This is a genomic window from Salibaculum griseiflavum, from assembly GCF_003129565.1.
Taxonomy (GTDB): domain Bacteria; phylum Pseudomonadota; class Alphaproteobacteria; order Rhodobacterales; family Rhodobacteraceae; genus Salibaculum; species Salibaculum griseiflavum.
In genome coordinates, this window is record NZ_QETF01000001.1 from 49,975 (window position 1) to 69,285 (window position 19,311).

A 19,311-nucleotide genomic window follows, 5' to 3' on the forward strand; every position below is an offset into this window, starting at 1 on the left:
CCTGATCAGTCGTATGCGAACCACGTCGCGGGATCGACGGCACCTTGCCCGTCCCGCACCTCAAGATAAAGGGATTCCGGCCGGGTCGAGGCCGCGCCCTGCCGACTCTCGGTCAAAATAGCTTGAGCATCGCTGAGGTCACCCCCCATCAGCCCGACCGGTGCACCCTCTGGCAGAACCTGGCCGATCTCGCCAAAGACCTGCGCCAGGCCGGCCAGAACCCAGAGCACGTCCTGTGCGGGCTCCAGGATGAGGACGTTGCCATAGTCCAGCAGCGGCCCCGAATAGCGTATCGTCGCGGCGGCAGGGGCGGTCACCAGCGCGCGCGGCGCAGTGGCGATCACGATCCCGGGTCGTTCGATCCCGGCGGCATCGGCATCGCCAAAGCCACGCAGGACCGTGCCATCGACCGGCAGGGCCAGTTGCCCCTTGAGAGCGGTCGCATCCGGGGCCGGCGGCGCGCCCGTTTCGGCTTCGATCTCGGCCAGGCTGGACGCAAAGGCGGCCAGGGTCTCGGTGCTGGCCAGAAGCAGTGCGGTTTTCACCGGGTCGTCGGAGAACCGGCGAGGCAGGTCGGTACGGTCGGAGACCGCCTCGGACAGGGCCGTGCGCGCCTCTTGCGCGCCGGCTAGCCCCTGTTCAAGGGTCGCCAGCGCATCGCCCTGCAACTGGCGGAGGATGGCAACCTCTTCAAGCTGGGCGCGCAGAACGTCGACCTTGGCCTGCAAGCCGGGCGTCACATCGGCCAGCATCATGCCCGACCGCGCGGTGCCGGTCGGTCCGGACGGGTGCAGCAGCAAGAGCGGTGTCGGCGCTTGGCCCATGCGCTGCAAAACGCCAAGCAGTTGCGCAACCTCGTCGGATTGCGTGTTCAGGTCGCGTGTCAGGGTCCTTTCGCGGATCGCGGCGCGGCGCAACCCGTCACGCATCGCAGCCATGCCCGCCTCGTAGGCTTGCACCGTTTCCGTCAACGCCGAGATGCGGTCGCGGCCCGATCCGGCCTCTTGCAGCGAGATGGAGGCCGCTTCCAGTTGCTGAACTGCACGAAGTGCCGCCTCGGCCGTGTCCTGGGCTGTGGCCGCGGTGGCAAGGCCGCATAGCGCAAGGACCAACGCCCGGATCATCGCTCTATCAGGCTTTCGCCGGTCATTTCCTGCGGCTGTTCGATCTCCAGCAGATCCAGAAGACTCGGAGCAAGATCAGCCAGCCGCCCGTCGTGCAGTGTCGCGCCGTCCGGCCCGCCAACAAGGATGACAGGTACCGGGTTGGTCGTATGGGCCGTATGCGGCCCGCCGGTCTCCGGGTCCACCATGGTTTCGCAATTGCCGTGGTCCGCGGTCACGATCATCGCCCCGCCGGCCTTTTCCAGCGCCGCCAGCACCCGGCCCAACCCGGCATCCACGGCTTCGCACGCAGCCATGGCGGCGTCGAGGTCACCGGTATGGCCCACCATGTCGGGATTGGCGTAGTTGCACACGATAAGGTCATAGCCCTGCTCGATCGCGCCGACGAAGGCGTCTGTCACCTCGGCCGCCGACATCTCTGGCTGCATGTCGTAAGTCGCAACCTTGGGGGACGGCGCCATGTAACGCGCTTCGCCCTCCTCCGGCTCTTCCTTGCCGCCATTCAGGAAAAAGGTGACGTGCGGGTATTTCTCGGTCTCGGCGACGCGGAACTGCCGCAGCCCCTTGGCGGCGACCCAGGCGCCAAGCGTATTGACGATCTCCTGCTTGGGATAACAGGTGGTCATGAAGGCGTTGTGGTCGGTCGAATAGTCCACCATGCCCAATAGGCCGGCCAGTTCGGGCCGGCCCGTGATGTCGAATTCCGCGAACTCCGGGTCGCCGATGGCTCGCAGGATTTCACGCGCGCGGTCGGCCCGGAAGTTCAGGCAGAAGACACCGTCGCCATCCTGCACGCCGGCATATTCGCCGACCACGGTTGCGGGCAGGAATTCGTCCGTCAGGTCCTGGTCGTAATATCCGGCCACGATCTTGGATGGGGGCAGTCCCTCGAAGCCCTTGCCCTTGCCCTCGATGATCGCGCGGTATGCGGTTTCGACCCGCTCCCACCGATTGTCACGATCCATCGCGTAATAGCGCCCGATCACCGTGCCGATCCGGGCGGTTTCCGGCAGCTCGGCCTCCAGCCGTTCAAGGAACCCGACAGCGGATTTCGGGGCCACGTCGCGACCATCGGTGATCGCGTGCAGCACCACGGGCACACCCAGGCCGGTGATCGCGTCGATCGCCGCGCGGATGTGGTCGATATGCCCATGCACCCCGCCATCCGAGACAACGCCCATCAGATGCGCCGTCCCGTGGGTGACTTTCAGTTCCTCGATGAAGGACATCAGCGCGTCGTTCTCGGCAAAGCTCCCGTCCTCGATCGCAAGGTCGATCTGGCCCAGGTCCATCGCAACCACCCGGCCAGCGCCGATATTGGTATGCCCGACCTCTGAATTGCCCATTTGCCCGGTGGGCAGGCCCACATCCTTGCCATGGGTGACAAGCTGGGCATTCGGGCACTCTCGCATGATCCGGTCGAAATTCGGCGTATTGGCCAGGGCCGGGGCGTTGGCCTCGGTCTCGGCACGTTTGCCCCAACCATCGAGGATACACAGAACAACGGGGTTCGGGGCGGTCATGACGCTCTCCTTCAGTCGCTTGGCTGCTTCTAACGCAGGCATGTGCCGGGGAAAACCGCCCCGGCCGGCGGATGGCCGAAAATCGCGGAGTCAGACACGGTGATAGGGCGATCCGGAGAGGATCGAGGCCGCGCGGTAGAGCTGTTCGCTCAGCATCACGCGGGCCAGCATGTGCGGCCAGACCATCTTGCCGAAGGACAAGGCCATATCGGCACGGTCACGAAGCGCCGGGTCGAGTCCGTCGGCCCCGCCAATGACAAGGGCCACGTCGGCGCGACCCTGGTCGCGCCATTTGCCAAGCTGGTCCGCGAAATCGGGTGACGTCATCAACTTGCCCCGCTCATCAAGGCAACAGATTGCGGCCCCCTCGGGAATGGCCTTGCTCAGCAGCGCCGCTTCGGCGGCCATGCCGCCGCCCTTCTTGTCCTCGACTTCGCGCATCGTGACAGGGCCGAGGCCAAGGCCCCGGCCGGTCTTGTCGAAACGGTCCAGATAGTCGTCGATCAGCACCTTTTCCGGCCCCTTCCGAAGCCGGCCAACGGCGCAGACTGTGACCCGCATCAGCCGGACTTGACGGCACCGTCCTCACCCGGGGACAGCCACATCTTTTCCAACTGGTAGAAGTCGCGAACCTCCGGGCGGAAGATATGAACGATCACGTCGCCCGTATCGATCAGCACCCAATCGCCGCTGTCCTTGCCCTCGACCTTGGACAGGATTCCGAATTCATGCTTCAGACGGTCGGTCAGCTTTTCCGACATGGCCGAAACCTGACGGGTGGACCGGCCCGAGGCGATCACCATGTAATCGCCCATCTCGGATTTGCCGCGCAGGTCGATCTGCACGATGTCCTCGGCCTTGTCATCGGAAAGAGAGGCAAGAACGGTGGCGAGCGTCCGATCCGCACTTGCGGGCTGGGGGGCAGTCTTCATAGAGGCCCCGTCATCTGCGGCAGGCGCCGCGAATGAAGAAAGAGACAGAACATTGTCCTCCTGTATGCGCGCCGCCAAGACCCCGACGCTGGGCTGAAGCAAAGGTAGCAAGCCGCCGGTGACAATTCAATGAATCACGACCTGTCCCCGCGAACTTGCTTCCTCGGGGCATAAATACCGCGGGGGGAGTCGGTCAGGGGCCGACGGGGGCAGAGCCCCTGCACCGAGGAGGAGGAACGACGACGAGACAGACATGCGTGGCGCAAGCCACTCCGCAAGGTCAATCCAGCGCCTTGGTCGATAGTTCCGACCCTTCCAGCATCTTCACCTCGCGCTGCGGGAAGGGGATGGAAATGCCGTTTTCCTGGAACGCATCCCAAAGCGCCAGGTAGACATTGCCACGGATATTGGTCAGCCCCTGGGTCGGATCCGTGATCCAGAAGCGCAGGATGTAATCCACGCTGCTGTCGCCGAACCCCACGATATGACAGACCGGCGGCCGAAAGCTGAGAACCCGGTCCACCGATTTGGCGGCCTCGATGGCGATGCGGCGTACATCGTGCGGGTTGTCGCCATAGGCCGTGCCGAAATAGATGTCCAACCGCACGAAATCGTTGGAATGGGACCAGTTGACCACTTGCGTGGTGATCAGATCCTCGTTTGGGATCAGGTATTCCTTGCCGTTGCGGGTGGTGATCGAGACATATCGCGCACCCAGCGAGTTGATCCAGCCGAAGGTCTCGCCCACGGTGATCACGTCGCCGGGCTTGATCGACTTGTCCATCAGGATGATCACGCCGGAGACGAGGTTCGATACGACCTTCTGCAGGCCAAAGCCGATACCGACACCGATCGCACCCGACAGCACGGCCAGCCCGGTCAGGTCGAAGCCCACGGCCCGCAAACCGATGAAGAAGGCCGCGCCATACAGGACCACCTGGATGAACTTGACGGTCAGCTCGCGCATCGACGGGCTGATATCCTCGTTTGCGCGGATACGGGCCGATGTCGTTCGCGACAGGAACCGCGCCGCGAAGAGGAACAGCGCCAGGATGACGATGGCCTGCAGAACCAGCCAGACCGACAATCGGAACTCGCCGATCGTCAGCGCGATGGAATCGAGCAAGGCGATGCTTTCGTCGGTAATTCCCAGGATGTTCAGTGTGACCCAGGCCCATGCCCCCCAGCGGACGATGCTGCGCAACGGGGCATTGCCGATCAGCCGGGTGGCGAAGGTGACAATGAGCCAGGCGGTTGCGAGGTTGGCGATGATCCCGAGAATATAGGAATGCGACGGCCAGGTGACCTCGCGCATGATCAGCACGGCGCACCATATCAGCACCACGAACAACACGCCGCGGAGCCTCTTGTGCAGCACGAGCACACCGCGCAGGCGCCATTTCGGCCAGCCTTCGCGGGCCCGCAGCCATTCGTGCAGCCTGTGTTGAAGAGGCTTGCCCACCAGGTAGGCCAGCAGGAAAACGCCCAGGGCAATACCGATCTGGTAAGCGTTCCAGGGCCGCAGCAAGGATTCCAGGAAGACCTGCGCCTGCCCGATCAGGCCTTCGCCGATCTCGGCGATGTCGGCGGCCTGCTCGGCCAGCCCTGGCGTTTCCTCTGGTTCCATACTCGTCCCTTTTCAAGACGTAGCATGTCCTGTGCGCCTGTCATGGGCAAGCCCAACGCCACTTGCGAGACTCGCACCAGAGGTATACATCCCGCCCATGACCCGTGTTTTCGATATGGATGATCGCGCGCGCCTGCCCTGGCGGTTTTTCGGCGCCCGGCTGACCATTCTCGCCCGTCTATGACGGATCGCGCGCCTTGGCGCGCCGACCGACACGCCCCTTCTTCATTCTCAGCCAAAGAGGACACCCATGTCCGGCAAGACACTCTATGACAAGATCTGGGATGCCCATCTCGCCCACGAGGCCGAGGACGGCACCTGCCTTCTCTATATCGATCGCCACCTCGTCCACGAGGTGACCAGCCCGCAGGCTTTCGAAGGTTTGCGCATGGCGGGCCGCACCGTGCGCGCACCTGACAAGACCATCGCCGTGCCCGATCACAACGTGCCCACGACGCTGGGTCGCGAAAACCCCGACCAGATGCCCGAGGACAGTCGCATCCAAGTGGCCGCGCTTGACAGCAATGCCAAGGAATTCGGCATTCACTACTACCCGGTCAGCGATGTGCGTCAGGGTATCGTGCATATCGTCGGCCCCGAACAGGGCTGGACCCTGCCGGGCATGACCGTGGTCTGCGGCGACAGCCATACCGCCACCCACGGCGCGTTCGGTGCGCTGGCCCACGGGATCGGCACCTCCGAGGTGGAACATGTTCTGGCGACGCAAACGCTGATCCAGCAGAAGTCCAAGAACATGAAGGTCGAGATCACCGGCAAGCTTGCGCCCGGCGTCACGGCCAAGGACATCACCCTGTCCGTGATCGGCGCCACAGGCACCGCGGGCGGCACCGGCTATGTCATCGAGTATTGCGGTGAGGCCATTCGCGACCTGTCCATGGAAGGCCGCATGACCGTTTGCAACATGGCGATCGAAGGCGGCGCCCGCGCCGGCCTGATCGCGCCGGACGAGAAGACCTTCGAATACGTCAAAGGCCGTCCGCACGCCCCGAAGGGCGCTCAGTGGGAAGCCGCCATGGCGTGGTGGAAAACCCTCAAATCCGATGACGACGCCCATTGGGACAAGGTCGTCACGATCAAGGGCGAAGACATTGCCCCGGTCGTCACCTGGGGCACCTCGCCCGAGGACGTCCTGCCGATCAACGAGGTCGTCCCGGCCCCAGAGAGTTTCGAAGGCGGTAAGGTCGGCGCGGCCAAGCGCGCGCTCGATTACATGGGTCTGACCCCGGGCCAGAAACTGTCCGACATCGAGATCGACACGGTCTTCATCGGCTCCTGCACCAATGGCCGGATCGAGGACCTGCGCGCCGCCGCCGAGATCCTCAAGGGGAAGAAGATCAAGGACGGCATGCGTGCCATGGTCGTGCCCGGGTCCGGCCTTGTCCGCGCCCAGGCCGAGGAGGAAGGCCTGGCCGATATCTTCAAGGAAGCCGGGTTCGAATGGCGCATGGCGGGCTGTTCCATGTGCCTGGCGATGAACCCCGACCAGCTGTCCGAAGGCGAGCGCTGCGCCTCTACCTCGAACCGCAACTTCGAGGGCCGCCAGGGCTACAAGGGCCGCACGCATCTCATGTCGCCGGCCATGGCCGCCGCGGCTGCGGTGACCGGCAAGCTGACTGATATCCGGGAGATGATGTGATGGAAAAATTCGACAAGCTGACCGGGATCGCGGCGCCCTTGCCGCTGGTGAACATCGACACCGACATGATCATCCCCAAGCAGTTCCTGAAAACGATCAAGCGGTCGGGCCTCGGCGTGAACCTCTTTGACGAGATGCGCTATGACCGGCAGGGCAACGAGATCGAGGATTTCGTGCTCAACAAGCCAGCCTATCGTGATGCGCAGATTCTTGTCGCGGGTGACAACTTCGGCTGTGGCTCGTCGCGCGAACACGCGCCCTGGGCGCTGCTGGATTTCGGCATTCGCTGCGTGATCTCCACCAGCTTCGCCGATATCTTTTACAACAACTGCTTCAAGAACGGCATCCTGCCGATCGTCTTGCCGCAGGAAGACGTCGACAAGCTGATGGACGATGCCGAACGCGGGTCCAATGCCGTTATCACCGTCGATCTGGAAAGCCAGACGATCACCGGCCCCGATGGCGGCGAGATCTCCTTCGAGGTCGACCCATGGCGCAAGCATTGCCTGCTGAACGGGCTCGACGATATCGGGCTGACGCTGGAAAAAGCGCCGTCGATCGATGCTTTCGAAGCCAAGATGAGCGCTGAGCGCCCTTGGGTTTGACACAATTGGACAGGGGCCGGTCACGTGGGCCGGCCCTTTTCCACGAGCGGGGCTGAACCTCTCTAGTGGTCGGATATCAGCCAGCCGCAACATCTAGACCCCTGCATTTCAATGCTCTGGAATGGTTGCATTGTCGCACCAGTCTTGCCGCAAATCCGCCCTGATTGCCTGCAACCAGAAACACAGTGTTGCGACACGACTGGGAAGTGGGCAAAATTATGGCAACAACAAGGCAGCCTGGCGCAAGCAAACGGGCACATGCGGAAACAAGGGAGCGGCAACGTATCGCTTCCGGCCGGATTGAGGATAGTGGGGCAGTGGTTTCTCGGATCGCAGGCGCGGTATTCCGCGCGGCATTGATGGTCATCATGGTGATCCTTCCGTCGCTGTTGGTGACGGGCACGAGCCATGACACCAACCAGACCGTTGCGCTGGTGGCGCTGTTGGCCGCGCTGTTCACCTTCGTGGAATACAACTCCGCCTATCCCAGCCTTGTGGAATTCCGTAACGCGCCGCCATTCAATCGCCTGCGCTATGGCGTCTTGTTCCTGATGGTCTTTTCCATGGCGATGATCGCAAAGGGCAAGACCGACCCCTCGACCATGACCGATCTGTTCTCGGTTTTCGGGGCGCGGCTGGCCGATTTCATGGACTTTCCCTATTCCCCGGTGCGCCTGGTTGTCCTGATGCTGCCCGACAACGCGCCGGCAGCACTGATCTGGGATGTGCGCACGGCCGCGGGTCTTAGCTATCTTATCTCGATCGTCGGGCTGATCGCCTTCATCTTGATGCTGCGGCTGAAGAACTGGCCGAACCAGCACGGCGAGGCCTTCAATGTCTGGATCAACCTGCCAACCTTCGACCCCACCGCTGGCGGCGACGTGGTGCAAAGGCTCGAACGGGACAGCCAGATTAACCTTATCTTAGGATTCCTTCTGCCATTCATCATCCCTGCATTCGTCAAGTTGGCGTCGGATATGTTCGACCCGATCAGCCTAGCGAATGCGCATACGTTGATCTGGACGATGACCGCATGGGCCTTCCTTCCTGCCAGCTTGATCATGAGGGGTATCGCCCTTGCCCGCGTGGCGCAGATGATCTCGGCACAGCGCGAACGGGCCTACCTGCAGGATTCCGAGGAAGGCGAACCCTCTACCGTCTGATCCTGGTATGGGCCCTGTGCCTACAGGGCATGATGGCCACGGCCCAGGAGCGGATCCGCGTCGCCACCTTTGCCGCCCCCCTTAGTCGTGATGGCCCCGGCCTCCTCTTGCGCGATATCGGCAAGGGCGACGACCCGCAGATCGCGGCCGTTCAGGCGATTATCGACACGGTGGCGCCGAATATCCTTCTGCTGACGGATTTCGATCATGATGCCGAACTCGTTGCATTGCGTGCCTTCAACGATGCCTTGGCGCGGCCCTTCGAACATGTCTTCTCGCTCCCGGGCAATGCGGGGCTTGCGACGGGTCTGGACATGGATGGCAATGGCCGATTGGGCGAGCCGCGCGATGCGCAGGGCTATGGACGTTTCCTCGGGGATGGGGGGCTGGCGCTGCTGACCCGCTTTCCAGTGATTACCGACCAAATGCGCGACTTCACCACCCTGCTCTGGGCGGACTTGCCCGGCGCGGACATGCCGGTGACCGAGGCCGGGCCTTTCCCTTCGCCCGAAGCTCAGGCGGCGGCGCGCCTGTCGTCCACCGGCCATTGGGTGGTGCCGCTTCGCATTTCCGAGGACAAGACGCTGACCCTGCTGGCCTATTCCGCAACGCCGCCGGTCTTCGACGGCCCAGAGGATCGCAATGGCCTGCGCAACAGGGACGAGCTTCGCCTGTGGGTGCAACTGCTGGCCGGAACGTTGGGGCCTGTGCCGGATGATCCGCTCGTGCTGCTGGGAAATACCAATCTCGATCCGGTTGACGGGGATGGCTATCGTGACGCCATGGCCGGGCTGCTGGCCCATCCGCGCCTGCAAGACCCCCAGCCGCAAAGTATCGGGGCCGCATCAGCACCTAGCCCGGGTCATAGCGGCGACCCGGCGCTCGATACCGCCGACTGGCGCGAAGAAGGGCCCGGCAATCTGCGCGTCTCGTATGTGCTGCCCAGCCGCGATCTGGGTGTCGCCGGGGCCGGTGTGTTCTGGCCCGCACCCGATGACCCGCAAGCGGCCCTGCTCGGCGAGGACGGTCTTGCCGCCGGGCCGCACCGGCTTGTCTGGGTGGATATCATCCGGTAGCCCGGCCAGCATCGCCCTGAGGCCGAACATCGAAGACGCGTGGCATCCCCAATTGGCTGACCGTGCATGAGGCGATGCGACAGACCCCGCGAATACGCTGGGTTTGGAATGCTCTGGCCGCCGGGCTGCCACCGTTGGTTTCTTGACCCTTCCGGGGGGACAAGCTAGGCGATGCGGGACGGAATTCTCGAAGGATCTGACCCGATGACAAACCCCTCTCTGCTTATCCTTGCCGGCGACGGCATCGGCCCGGAAGTCATGGCCGAGGTGAAAAAGATCATCGGCTGGCATGGTGACAAGCGTGGCATCAACTTTGATGTGAGCGAGGACCTGGTTGGAGGTTCTGCCTATGATGCTCATGGCACGCCGCTGCACGACGACACGATGGCCAAGGCGCAAGAGGTGGACGCGGTCCTGCTTGGTGCCGTGGGCGGGCCGAAATACGACGACCTCGACTTCAGCGTGAAGCCGGAACGTGGCTTGCTGCGCCTGCGCAAGGAAATGGACCTCTACGCCAACCTGCGCCCGGCCCAGTGTTTCGATGCGCTGGCCGATTTTTCCTCTCTGAAGAAGGATGTGGTCGCCGGCCTGGACATCATGATCGTGCGCGAGCTGACCAGCGGCATCTATTTCGGCGAGCCGCGCGGGATTTTCGAGGAAGGCAACGAACGTGTGGGCATCAATACCCAGCGCTACACGGAATCCGAGATCGAGCGGGTTGCGCGGTCGGCCTTCGAGTTGGCCAGGCGGCGGGGCAACAAGGTGTGCTCGATGGAAAAGGCCAACGTGATGGAGTCGGGTATCCTGTGGCGTGAAGTCGTCCAGCGGGTCCATGACACGGAATACCCCGACGTGGAACTGAGCCACATGTATGCCGATGCCGGTGCGATGCAGCTCTGCCGCTGGCCCAAGCAGTTCGACGTGATCGTGACGGACAACCTGTTCGGCGACCTTCTGTCCGATGCCGCAGCGATGCTGACCGGCAGCCTTGGCATGCTGCCCTCGGCCAGCCTTGGCGCACCCATGGCCAATGGCCGGCCCAAGGCGCTTTACGAACCGGTCCACGGCTCGGCCCCGGACATTGCCGGGCAGGGCAAGGCGAACCCGATCGCCTGCATCCTGAGCTTTGCCATGGCGCTGCGCTACAGCTTCGACATGGGGGACGAGGCGGACCGCCTGGAAAAGGCGGTGGAGCAGGTGCTGGCCGATGGCAAACGCACCGCCGACCTTCTGGGTGAAGACGGCGTGCAGCCCGTCACCACCAGCGAAATGGGCGACGCGATCGTCGAGGCGCTGAACGCCAGCCTCTAGGAAGACATTCTCAAAAAACGGGGCGGTCCAATCGGGCCGCCCCTTTTTTGTGCCGGGGTGTTAGTGCTAACATCGGGAAAATCAAAGGATCGCACCCATGTCCGCAAACCTGCGCGGCGCCTTGTTCGCCCTGATGGCCTTCGGGATCTTCGCCACCCATGACGTATTCGTCAAAACCCTCGGGGCCAGCTATTCACCGGTGCAGATCCTGTTTTTTTCGGTCCTGTTGAGTTTTCCGCTGGCCACGCTGATGCTGATGCGGGATTCCTCGCCGGGCACGCTTCTGCCCGTGCACCCCTGGTGGATGGCCTTGCGAACCATCGCGACGGTGCTGACCGGTCTTGGCGCGTTCCTTGCGTTCTCTGTCCTGCCGCTGGCCCAGACCTACGCGATCCTGTTCGCGGCGCCTCTGCTGATCACCATCCTTGCGATCCCGATGCTGGGTGAAACCGTGCGCCTGCGCCGCTGGATGGCGGTGATCGTCGGGCTGGGCGGCGTGCTGGTCGTCCTGCGGCCCGGCGCGACCGAGATCGGCATCGGGCATATCGCGGCGCTTGTCGCCGCCGTGGGCGGGGCGTTCAACTCGGTCATCGTGCGCAAGATCGGGGCCGAAGAGCGCCCGGTCGTGATGATGCTCTACCCGATGGTGGCGAATTTCGTGCTGCTGGGCGCGGCCCTCTACTTCGTCTACGAACCTATGCCGATCGAGCATCTCGGCCTTCTGGCCCTGATCGCGATCTTCGCCTTCATCGCCGGGCGGCTGATCATCGCCGCCTACCAGGCGGGCGAGGCGGCGATTATCGCGCCGATGCAGTATTCGCAGATCATCTGGGCCTCGTTCTACGGCTACCAGTATTTCGGTGAAACAATCGACATGCCGACGCTGATCGGCAGTGGGCTGATCATTGCATCGGGCCTTTACATCGTGCTGCGAGAAAGCCGCGGAGCCCATTCCCGGACAACCCCGGTTCTGCGCACCCGGTCCCGGCACGAGACCGGCACATACCTTCGCGTCGGCCCGTTCCTGCGCTTCATCGGCAAACATCCGGACAACAGAATCGGTCTTGCAAAAGCCAACCGGCAAGAGTAATTCGCCCCCCACGGTCGGAGTGTAGCTCAGCCTGGTAGAGCACTGTCTTCGGGAGGCAGGGGTCGGAGGTTCGAATCCTCTCACTCCGACCAATTAAATCATTGCGTTTGGACGAGGATTTCGATGGTTGTACATGTACAGCCGTATTCTTGTCTGTCGCGATTACGGCCAGTGATGCGCGCGGAAGCGATTTCGCGGGCGATCCGTCTCGATACTGGCTGCCATTCGCTACGCCGGCACGGCTTCGCTGGGTGGCTCCTTGGCGCCGGTCATGAACGCGACGGCGTCGGACATGGTGTAATCCTTGGGGTCCACGACGCAAAGGCGGCGCCCGAGCCGATGGATGTGGATGCGGTCCGCAACCTCGAAGACGTGGGGCATGTTGTGGCTGATCAGGATGATCGGGATGCCCCGGCTGCGCACGTCGAGGATCAGCTCCAGCACCTTGCGCGACTCCTTCACGCCCAGTGCGGCTGTCGGCTCGTCCAGGATGATGACCTTGGAGCCGAACGCGGCGGCGCGCGCCACGGCAACGCCTTGCCGCTGGCCGCCCGAGAGGGTTTCGACTGCCTGGTTGATATTCTGGATCGTCAGCAGCCCCAGTTCACTGAGCTTCTCACGAGCGAAGGTTTCCATCGCAGGCCTGTCGAGTTTTCGGAACCACTGCCCCACGAGGCCGGGCTTCCGGATCTCGCGCCCCATGAACATGTTGTCCGCGATAGACAGCGCGGGCGACATCGCCAGGGTCTGGTAGACCGTCTCGATCCCCGCCTCCCGCGCGTCGATGGGGGATTGGAAATTGACGGGCTTGCCTTCGACATAGACCTGGCCGCCATCCGGCTGAAGCGCGCCCGAAAGCGTCTTGATCATGACGGACTTGCCGGCCCCGTTGTCGCCGATCACGGCCAGGATTTCGCCAGGCATCAGGTCGAAGTCGCAGCTGTCCAGCGCCGTGACCTTGCCAAATCGCTTGATCAGTCCGCGCCCTGAGAGGATGGGTTCCGTGGTCATTGCGATACCTTTCTAATCCACTGGTCCAGCGACACCGCCCCGATGATGAGGGCGCCGATCAGGAGCCATGTCCATTGCGGGTTCGCGCCTGCCATGCGCAGGCCAAGTTCGAATACCCCGACGATCAGGGCGCCGAAGAACGCGCCGACAATTGAACCGCGCCCACCGAAAAGCGAGATGCCTCCGATCACGACGGCGGTGATAGACTGGATATTGCCCATCATGCCCGTGGACACGGCTGGCGACACCGAGCCGAAGCGCCCGATCATCACCCACCCGGTCAGCGCACAAATGAAGCCCACCAGCATGTAGACCGACATAAGGGTTCTGTGGACGTTCACACCGGCAAGCTCGGCCGCCTCGGGATCATCGCCGACCGCATAGACATGCCGCCCCCAGGCGGTGGAGCGCAGCGCGTAGGCCAGCGCCGCCACAAGGCCGACCATGAGCAGGACACCGAGAGTGAACGTCGCGCCGCCGGCCTGGAATTTGACCCCGAGCAATTGCAGGAACGCCGCCTCGGTCTCGATGTCCTGAGAGCGGATCGTCTCGTTGCGAGAGTAGAGATAGTTGGCGGCCAGCAGGATCTGCCACATGCCCAAGGTGACGATGAACGGTGGCAGTTTGACCCGGCTGACCAGCCAGCCGCTGATCGCGCCGATTGCCGTGCCGATGGTCAGGCCGAGCATGACCGAGACCGCCGGCGGAATGCCGTATCGGAACGTGAACTGGCCCATGATGACCGAGGATAGAACCGCCAGGGCGCCGACCGACAGGTCGATACCCGCAGTCAGAATGACAAGGCTTTGCGCCGCAGCCAGAACACCAACGATTTGCACCTGCTGCAAGATCAGCGTCAGCGCGAAGGGCGAGAAGAATTTCGAGCCGAGGGCGATGCCGAAAATGATGATCGCGGCCACCAGAACGATCAGGGGGACAAGCGACGGCGTTGCGTGGAGCATCTCCTGCAGCCGGCCGACAAAGCCCTTTTCTTCGCCCTCGAAGGAGGCAACGTCCTTTGACGCCCCTGTGAGCACGGATTCGTAGTTGTCCGCGTTGCGGTCTGTTGGCATCGGTTTTCCTCCCCCGAAGCGGCCAGTTGCGCCAAGTCCCAAGACAGCTATTGCATCGCCGGCATGTGCTGTCGCCTGCATGTCCTGACGGGCGCCCGCGATCCACGGACGCCCGCCAGACGATCTAACGGATCAGCCCCAGCAGAGCTCCAGCCCCTCATCGGTGTCGATCGAGGGCACGCCGTCGACAGGATCATCAGTCACCAGCGCGACGCCGGTGTCAAAGAAATCCTTGCCCTCGGTGGCAGCGGGCTTTTCGCCTGTCTCGGCGAAGTTGGCGATCGCTTCGATGCCCAGTGACGCCATCATCAGCGGGTATTGCTGGCTCGTCGCGCCGATCACGCCGTCCTTGATGTTCTCCACACCGGGGCAGCCGCCATCGACCGATACGATCAGAACCTCGTCCTCGCGACCCAGTGCGCGCAGCGCCTCGTAGGCCCCGGCGGCGGCCGGTTCGTTGATGGTGTAGACGACGTTGATCTCGGGATCGGTCGCAAGCAGGTTTTCCATGCCGCGGCGGCCGCCGTCGGTCGCGCCGTCGCTCACATCATGGCCGATGATGCGCGGATCGGTTTCGTCGCCCCACTTGTTCGGGTCGCCCAGGTCGATGCCGAAGCCATCGAGGAAGCCCTGGTTGCGCAGGACGCCGACGGTCGGCTGCGAGATGTTGATGTTGAGAAGGCCGATCTTGGCGTCCGCTGCCGCGTCACCGAGTTGGCCCGCAGCCCATTGGCCGATCAGCACGCCGGCCTGATAGTTATCGGTTGCGAAGGTCATGTCCGCTGCGTCGATCGGGTCGAGCGGCGTATCGAGCGCGATCACCAGCACACCCGCATCGCGTGCCTGTTCAACCACTGGCGCGATGGCGGCCGGGTCGGAGGGCGTCAGTAGAATGCCGTCGGCGCCGTTCGCGATGCAGGTTTCGATTGCGGCGACTTGGGTTTCGTTGTCCCCGTCGATCCGGCCTGCATAGGTGTTCAGCTCGATGCCGAGCTCTTCGGCCTTGGCCGAAGCGCCTTCGCGCATCTTGACGAAAAAGGGGTTGCTGTCCGTCTTGGTGATCAAACAGGCGGATGTCGCGTGGCCCTCGGCCATCGCGGCGCCTGCAGACGTGATTGCGGCAACAGCAGTGCCGACCAGAAGCTTTCTCATACTATCCTCCCAGATATTTGGTTGGCAGAGCCTCCACTCTGCATTTCGACGACAGGCAAAACCAATCGTGTGCCCTAAGCAGGCCTGATTCGACCGGCCGTGTCAATTAATTAGTTAAGTTTCTTTATTAAATGGAATCGACTATGATTACCTTCGGAGGAGTTCTAAGACTGTGCATATGGATGACGGGCTAGTCAGATCTATCAGCACCGGACTGAGCCAGCGTGGCGTTCGCGACCACAATGAACGACTATTGCTTTCACTCATTCAGCGACATGGCGGACAGCCCGCAAGCGACTTGGCGAAACGGGCGGGCCTGTCTCCGCCAACCGTGTCCAGCATCCTGCGCCGGCTGGAGATGGAGGGCATTGTCATTCGGGGCGAGCCGGTGCGCGGCAAGGTGGGCAAGCCGTCGACCCCGATGCTGATCCATTCGGATGGCGCTTTCTCTTTCGGTTTGAAGATCGGGTGGCGCTCGGCGGAATTGGCGCTGATTGATCTGGGTGGCGCCATGCGCCATGAGCGCAGCACCACATATTCCAGACCCTTGCCCGACACCGTTTTCGCGTTCCTGCAAGAGGGCATCTCCGAAATCACGGCGCAGCTGACCAGCGACCAGAAGAAGCGCGTCTGCGGTCTTGGGGTCGCGGTTTCCTTCGAGATCTGGAACCGGTCCGAACAGGCCAATGTCGATCGTACCGAATATCCTGAATGGCAGTCCGTCGATCTGTGTCAGACCCTTCATGGTCAGACGGGCCTCCCGGTCTCGATCCTCAATGATGCCACCGCCGCCTGCCAGGCCGAACACACGTTCGGGCGTGGCAAGGAATTCCAGGATTACGCCTATTTCTTCATCGGCGCCTATATCGGTGGTGGGATCGTTCTGGACAACGCGGTCTACGAGGGGCGGCAGGGCAATGCCGGAGCGCTGGGATCGCTTCACAGTATCGGTCCGAATGGCGAAAGCATGCAATTGGTCGACATGGCGTCTATCCGCCAATTGGAAACGCGCCTGAACGAGGTCGATATCGACCCCCGGCAGTTATGGGTAGACCCGGAGAGCTGGACCAGACTGTCCCGCTATGTCGACCCTTGGGTCGGTCAGACAGCGCAGGAACTCGCGAAAGCGGCAATGTCCGTTTGTTCGGTCATCGACTTCGAGGCGATATTGATTGATGGCGCCTTCCCAAGCGAGATCCGGAATCAACTGGTGGAAAGGGTGCGGCGCTACGTCAGAACCCAGGACACGAGGGGGCTGATCTCTCCAAGGATCGAGGCAGGAAGCATCGGCGCCAAGGCGCGTGCCATCGGAGCGGCAACACGACCCATCGGCAGCCAGTTTCTGTTGTAGGGCGCTTGCCGGTTGGCGGTGGGTGCGTGACAAGCACGAGGTGCGATTCCGGATTCATGAAAACCTCCAATCGGCTGCCCGGTCTTCGGTCAGCACCTGACCGCGGGTCCTTGGACAGGCAAAAGGCCTTCGCGAAACCAGTTCAAGGCAGGGTCGTTGCGCGATCGGTGCGGCAGCCATAGGTCGCGGTCAGTTCACGGATCGTCGCCACCTCTGCGGCATCGTAGGGCGTCCCGTCCTCGTGCAGGAGGTCATGGAACCATATGTCGCGATCCGGCTCGCCGCCATGGGCGCGCACAAGGTCATCGGGCCAGGGCAGCCAGGTCTGAGTGCGGCCCTTGACCAGTCCCCACTGAAAGCACCCGACGCCGCGATCATGGAACATCGACAGCTGGTCCGAGATGCGGCTGTCGACGGACCGGGCCATCCATTCGGTGCACAGGATGGGACGATCCAGAACCTCCAGGTAGTCGATGAATTGACCGACACGCTTGCGGTTCCAATACGCGTGGAAGGTGATGATGTCGGAGTGCACCAGGGCGCTGCGGTCGATCTCGGTCTGATAGGGATGGGCGTCATCATCCGGCAGCGGCGTGGTCCATGCCGCCACGGTCAAGGGGGCTTCGGGCTCTTCCATTCGCGCCCAGGCAAAGCAGTTTTCCATCAGCGTCAGGGCGTGATTTTCCAAACCCTTGTCGTAGCTTCCATAGCTTGCCTCGGAAAAATCCATGCGATTGCCGGGTTCATTGTAAAGATCCCAGAACAGCACGCGCGGGTCGCTTTGGAAGCTGCGCACCATGTCGCGGACATAGGCTTGCAATTCGTCGGTTCGGGTCTCGGACATGACGACAGCGCGGCCGGGCGAGGCGATTGCACGGCTGTTATGGACACCTGGCACCGGGTCGGGCTGCGGCCCCCAGACCGGTTCGGTGCCACCAAAGCCGCAATCATCGAAAAGGCAGGGAACGGTATCGATGCCATGGCGTTCCGCAATTTCCATGAATTGGCCAAGACGGTCCTTCAGCGCGTCGCCGTCGTGCAGCCAGCCCTGGAAGGGCAAGTTGACGCGGACCGCGTTGAAGCCGATCTCACCCGCCCAACCGAGTTCCCGGTCTATTGTGGGCGCATCGAATGTATCGGGGTGCCACATCTCGATGAAGTTGACGGCGGTCGAGGGCAGGAAATTGAATCCACAAACCCAGGGGCGAGCCTGCCACCATTCCTTTGCGCGGTTTTCGCTCCAGCGATCCATGTGACGTTCCGTATGGGATGGAGTATGGCCCCGCCGGTGTGCCGACGGGGCCTGTTCGCCTTGCTTTAGCGGTCCAGCAAGTCCTGCACTTCAAGCTCGGCGTCGGAAAGGGCGGCCTCAACCGGCTTGCCGGTCAGCCAGATCGCCTGCAGTTCGCGGTTGAGCACGTCCTGAATGGCGCCGTAGCGCTCGGACGGGGGCGTGTCCTTGGCGATGGCCGCCGTTTCCGCGTATTCGTCACGATGCGGCAGCGACTGGTAGGCGTCGCTTTCCACGACGGAATTGCGGACGGCCATGTGACCCGTACGCGCCCAGTCGATGTTGTGATCGTTGATGAAGGCCAGCACCTTCATTGCCGCGGCGCGCGTTTCGCCGTCGATGGTCGAGGGCAGCGCCCACATGTGGCTGTCCGCCCAGGTCGCGCCGGTGTCGAACAGCGTCGGGAAGTCGGCGGCGTAGTAATTGTCCAACCCGACCTCTTCCTTGGCGGCCTCGGCGGCGTAGAAATCCACGACCCAGGTGCCGTTGACCAGAACCGCCGCTTCGCCATTCAGGAAGGCTTGCTGGCTGTCCGCGTAGTTCAGCTGAGGATTGGCCAGCCCGGCATCGAACAACTGGGTGATCGCGGTCACTGCGTTTGCGCCGGCCTCGGTGTTGATGGTGGCGGTGCCGTCCTCGGAGAAGATGTTGGAGTCCTGCTGCCACATCAGCGCCAGCACAAGGCGCACGCCGATCGGGAACTGGGCGAAGTCGGCCGCCAGGTAGTCCTGCCCGGTGGCGTCCTTGACCATCTGGGCATGTTCCATCAGCTCTTCGGGCGACGACGGCAGGATCGGCTCGCCGTTCTCGACCAGCCCGGCTTCGGCCATCAGGTCCATGTTGACGTGCCAGAGGTTGGCATGGAAATCCATCGGAACACCGTAGATGCCGCCCTCGTAGCTGACTGCTTCAAGGGCGTTCTCGGACCAGTCGGCGGGGTCGATGCCTGCCGCTTCCAGGTCGCCCGAGATTTCGGCCAGCGCGCCAAGCCCGGCGAATTCGGGAATACGGTGACGGTGCATCACGAACACGTCCGGCGGCGTGCCTCCGGCAAAGGCCGCTTTCACCTGGTCGTAGTAATTGCCCCAGTCGGTCGGCAGGGTGTTGACGGTGACGCCGTCGATCTCGGCGCTGGCGGCATTGATGATCGACTGGATGATGCAGGGTTCGCCGACGCTGGTGGTGGTGTCGGTCCCGGCGTCCTCGCAGGCGCCGAAGAAGCGGGCGAGCGTCACCTCTTGCGCCGGTGCGGCGCTGGCGAAGGATGCGGCGGCGGCCGCTGTCAGTAGCACATGTTTCATCGGTTTCCTCCCTTTGGATGTGCG

At 62.9% G+C, this 19,311-nt stretch carries 17 protein-coding genes and 1 tRNA gene; 8 read left to right on the forward strand and 10 right to left on the reverse strand.

The genetic code is table 11. The annotated features are described in order from the left end of the window. Positions 1–5 precede the first annotated feature (5 nt). From DFK10_RS00245 to DFK10_RS00265, 5 genes are all read right to left on the reverse strand, one after another. Entirely contained in the window at positions 6–1,124 is a 1,119-nt protein-coding gene (locus DFK10_RS00245) for a murein hydrolase activator EnvC family protein (RefSeq protein WP_109385401.1), read from the reverse strand. After that, on the reverse strand, positions 1,121–2,647 hold the full coding sequence (gene gpmI, locus DFK10_RS00250; RefSeq protein ID WP_109385403.1) for a 2,3-bisphosphoglycerate-independent phosphoglycerate mutase: 1,527 nt from the start codon (positions 2,645–2,647) through the stop codon (positions 1,121–1,123). The genes DFK10_RS00245 and gpmI overlap by 4 nt, the downstream gene beginning before the upstream one ends. A 90-nt stretch (positions 2,648–2,737) precedes the next feature. Then, positions 2,738–3,208 carry a 23S rRNA (pseudouridine(1915)-N(3))-methyltransferase RlmH gene (gene rlmH, locus DFK10_RS00255; protein WP_109385405.1) on the reverse strand — a complete coding sequence of 157 codons (471 nt, stop codon included), beginning with the start codon at positions 3,206–3,208 and terminating at the stop codon, positions 2,738–2,740. Beyond that, positions 3,208–3,681 carry a ribosome silencing factor gene (rsfS, locus tag DFK10_RS00260; RefSeq protein WP_217810016.1) on the reverse strand — a complete coding sequence of 158 codons (474 nt, stop codon included), beginning with the start codon at positions 3,679–3,681 and terminating at the stop codon, positions 3,208–3,210. The genes rlmH and rsfS overlap by 1 nt, the downstream gene beginning before the upstream one ends. A gap of 178 nt (positions 3,682–3,859) precedes the next feature. Beyond that, entirely contained in the window at positions 3,860–5,206 is a 1,347-nt protein-coding gene (locus tag DFK10_RS00265; protein WP_109385409.1) for a mechanosensitive ion channel family protein, read from the reverse strand. Positions 5,207–5,456: 250 nt separating this feature from the next. Here DFK10_RS00265 and leuC point away from each other — a divergent pair, with 250 nt between their 5' ends. The 7 genes from leuC to DFK10_RS00310 all read left to right on the forward strand — a co-directional run bounded on the left by leuC (position 5,457) and on the right by DFK10_RS00310 (position 12,200). Beyond that, positions 5,457–6,863, forward strand: a complete 1,407-nt coding sequence (gene leuC, locus DFK10_RS00275) for a 3-isopropylmalate dehydratase large subunit (protein WP_109385413.1) — start codon at positions 5,457–5,459, stop codon at positions 6,861–6,863. After that, positions 6,863–7,468, forward strand: a complete 606-nt coding sequence (gene leuD, locus DFK10_RS00280) for a 3-isopropylmalate dehydratase small subunit (protein WP_109385415.1) — start codon at positions 6,863–6,865, stop codon at positions 7,466–7,468. The genes leuC and leuD overlap by 1 nt, the downstream gene beginning before the upstream one ends. A 317-nt stretch (positions 7,469–7,785) precedes the next feature. Further along, positions 7,786–8,631, forward strand: a complete 846-nt coding sequence (locus DFK10_RS00285; protein ID WP_109385417.1) for a hypothetical protein — start codon at positions 7,786–7,788, stop codon at positions 8,629–8,631. 32 nt (positions 8,632–8,663) lie between these two features. Further along, on the forward strand, positions 8,664–9,707 hold the full coding sequence (locus tag DFK10_RS00290) for an endonuclease/exonuclease/phosphatase family protein (RefSeq protein WP_109385991.1): 1,044 nt from the start codon (positions 8,664–8,666) through the stop codon (positions 9,705–9,707). Between the two features lie 204 nt (positions 9,708–9,911). Then, complete coding sequence (gene leuB / locus DFK10_RS00300; RefSeq protein ID WP_109385419.1) at positions 9,912–11,018, forward strand: 3-isopropylmalate dehydrogenase; 1,107 nt, start codon at positions 9,912–9,914, stop codon at positions 11,016–11,018. A 97-nt stretch (positions 11,019–11,115) separates the two neighbouring features. Next, a complete protein-coding gene (locus tag DFK10_RS00305; protein WP_109385421.1) occupies positions 11,116–12,108 on the forward strand; it encodes a DMT family transporter in 993 nt (330 codons plus the stop codon). A gap of 15 nt (positions 12,109–12,123) precedes the next feature. Further along, positions 12,124–12,200 (forward strand) — tRNA-Pro (locus tag DFK10_RS00310). A 136-nt stretch (positions 12,201–12,336) separates the two neighbouring features. On the opposite strand, the gene DFK10_RS00315 is transcribed toward DFK10_RS00310, so the two are convergent. The 3 genes from DFK10_RS00315 to DFK10_RS00325 form a co-directional block, all read right to left on the reverse strand. Beyond that, positions 12,337–13,119: an ATP-binding cassette domain-containing protein gene (locus DFK10_RS00315; protein ID WP_109385423.1), complete on the reverse strand. Its 783-nt coding sequence runs from the start codon at positions 13,117–13,119 to the stop codon at positions 12,337–12,339. Next, a complete protein-coding gene (locus DFK10_RS00320; protein WP_109385425.1) occupies positions 13,116–14,192 on the reverse strand; it encodes an ABC transporter permease in 1,077 nt (358 codons plus the stop codon). The genes DFK10_RS00315 and DFK10_RS00320 overlap by 4 nt, the downstream gene beginning before the upstream one ends. A 132-nt stretch (positions 14,193–14,324) precedes the next feature. After that, positions 14,325–15,344, reverse strand: coding sequence for a sugar ABC transporter substrate-binding protein (locus DFK10_RS00325; RefSeq protein WP_109385427.1), 1,020 nt, complete (start codon positions 15,342–15,344; stop codon positions 14,325–14,327). Positions 15,345–15,522: 178 nt separating this feature from the next. Between DFK10_RS00325 and DFK10_RS00330 the strand changes: the two genes are divergently transcribed. Continuing rightward, positions 15,523–16,695 (forward strand): ROK family transcriptional regulator, encoded by a 1,173-nt coding sequence (locus tag DFK10_RS00330; RefSeq protein ID WP_109385429.1) that lies wholly within the window; start codon positions 15,523–15,525, stop codon positions 16,693–16,695. A gap of 142 nt (positions 16,696–16,837) precedes the next feature. Here the strand turns inward: DFK10_RS00330 and DFK10_RS00335 are convergent, their stop codons facing one another. Next, positions 16,838–17,947, reverse strand: coding sequence for a glycoside hydrolase 5 family protein (locus tag DFK10_RS00335; protein WP_109385431.1), 1,110 nt, complete (start codon positions 17,945–17,947; stop codon positions 16,838–16,840). Positions 17,948–18,012: 65 nt separating this feature from the next. Continuing rightward, complete coding sequence (locus DFK10_RS00340; protein WP_109385433.1) at positions 18,013–19,287, reverse strand: extracellular solute-binding protein; 1,275 nt, start codon at positions 19,285–19,287, stop codon at positions 18,013–18,015. Positions 19,288–19,311 lie beyond the last annotated feature (24 nt).

Coding starts and splice junctions, on each gene's coding strand:
- DFK10_RS00290 (WP_109385991.1), top strand. CDS start 8,664: ATGGCCACGGCCCAGGAGCGGATCCGCGTCGCCACCTTTGCCGCCCCC.
- DFK10_RS00335 (WP_109385431.1), bottom strand. CDS start 17,947: ATGGATCGCTGGAGCGAAAACCGCGCAAAGGAATGGTGGCAGGCTCGC.
- DFK10_RS00265 (WP_109385409.1), bottom strand. CDS start 5,206: ATGGAACCAGAGGAAACGCCAGGGCTGGCCGAGCAGGCCGCCGACATC.
- DFK10_RS00315 (WP_109385423.1), bottom strand. CDS start 13,119: ATGACCACGGAACCCATCCTCTCAGGGCGCGGACTGATCAAGCGATTT.
- leuB (WP_109385419.1), top strand. CDS start 9,912: ATGACAAACCCCTCTCTGCTTATCCTTGCCGGCGACGGCATCGGCCCG.
- rlmH (WP_109385405.1), bottom strand. CDS start 3,208: ATGCGGGTCACAGTCTGCGCCGTTGGCCGGCTTCGGAAGGGGCCGGAA.
- DFK10_RS00245 (WP_109385401.1), bottom strand. CDS start 1,124: ATGATCCGGGCGTTGGTCCTTGCGCTATGCGGCCTTGCCACCGCGGCC.
- DFK10_RS00330 (WP_109385429.1), top strand. CDS start 15,523: ATGGATGACGGGCTAGTCAGATCTATCAGCACCGGACTGAGCCAGCGT.
- DFK10_RS00320 (WP_109385425.1), bottom strand. CDS start 14,192: ATGCCAACAGACCGCAACGCGGACAACTACGAATCCGTGCTCACAGGG.
- gpmI (WP_109385403.1), bottom strand. CDS start 2,647: ATGACCGCCCCGAACCCCGTTGTTCTGTGTATCCTCGATGGTTGGGGC.
- DFK10_RS00305 (WP_109385421.1), top strand. CDS start 11,116: ATGTCCGCAAACCTGCGCGGCGCCTTGTTCGCCCTGATGGCCTTCGGG.
- leuC (WP_109385413.1), top strand. CDS start 5,457: ATGTCCGGCAAGACACTCTATGACAAGATCTGGGATGCCCATCTCGCC.
- DFK10_RS00325 (WP_109385427.1), bottom strand. CDS start 15,344: ATGAGAAAGCTTCTGGTCGGCACTGCTGTTGCCGCAATCACGTCTGCA.
- leuD (WP_109385415.1), top strand. CDS start 6,863: ATGGAAAAATTCGACAAGCTGACCGGGATCGCGGCGCCCTTGCCGCTG.
- DFK10_RS00340 (WP_109385433.1), bottom strand. CDS start 19,287: ATGAAACATGTGCTACTGACAGCGGCCGCCGCCGCATCCTTCGCCAGC.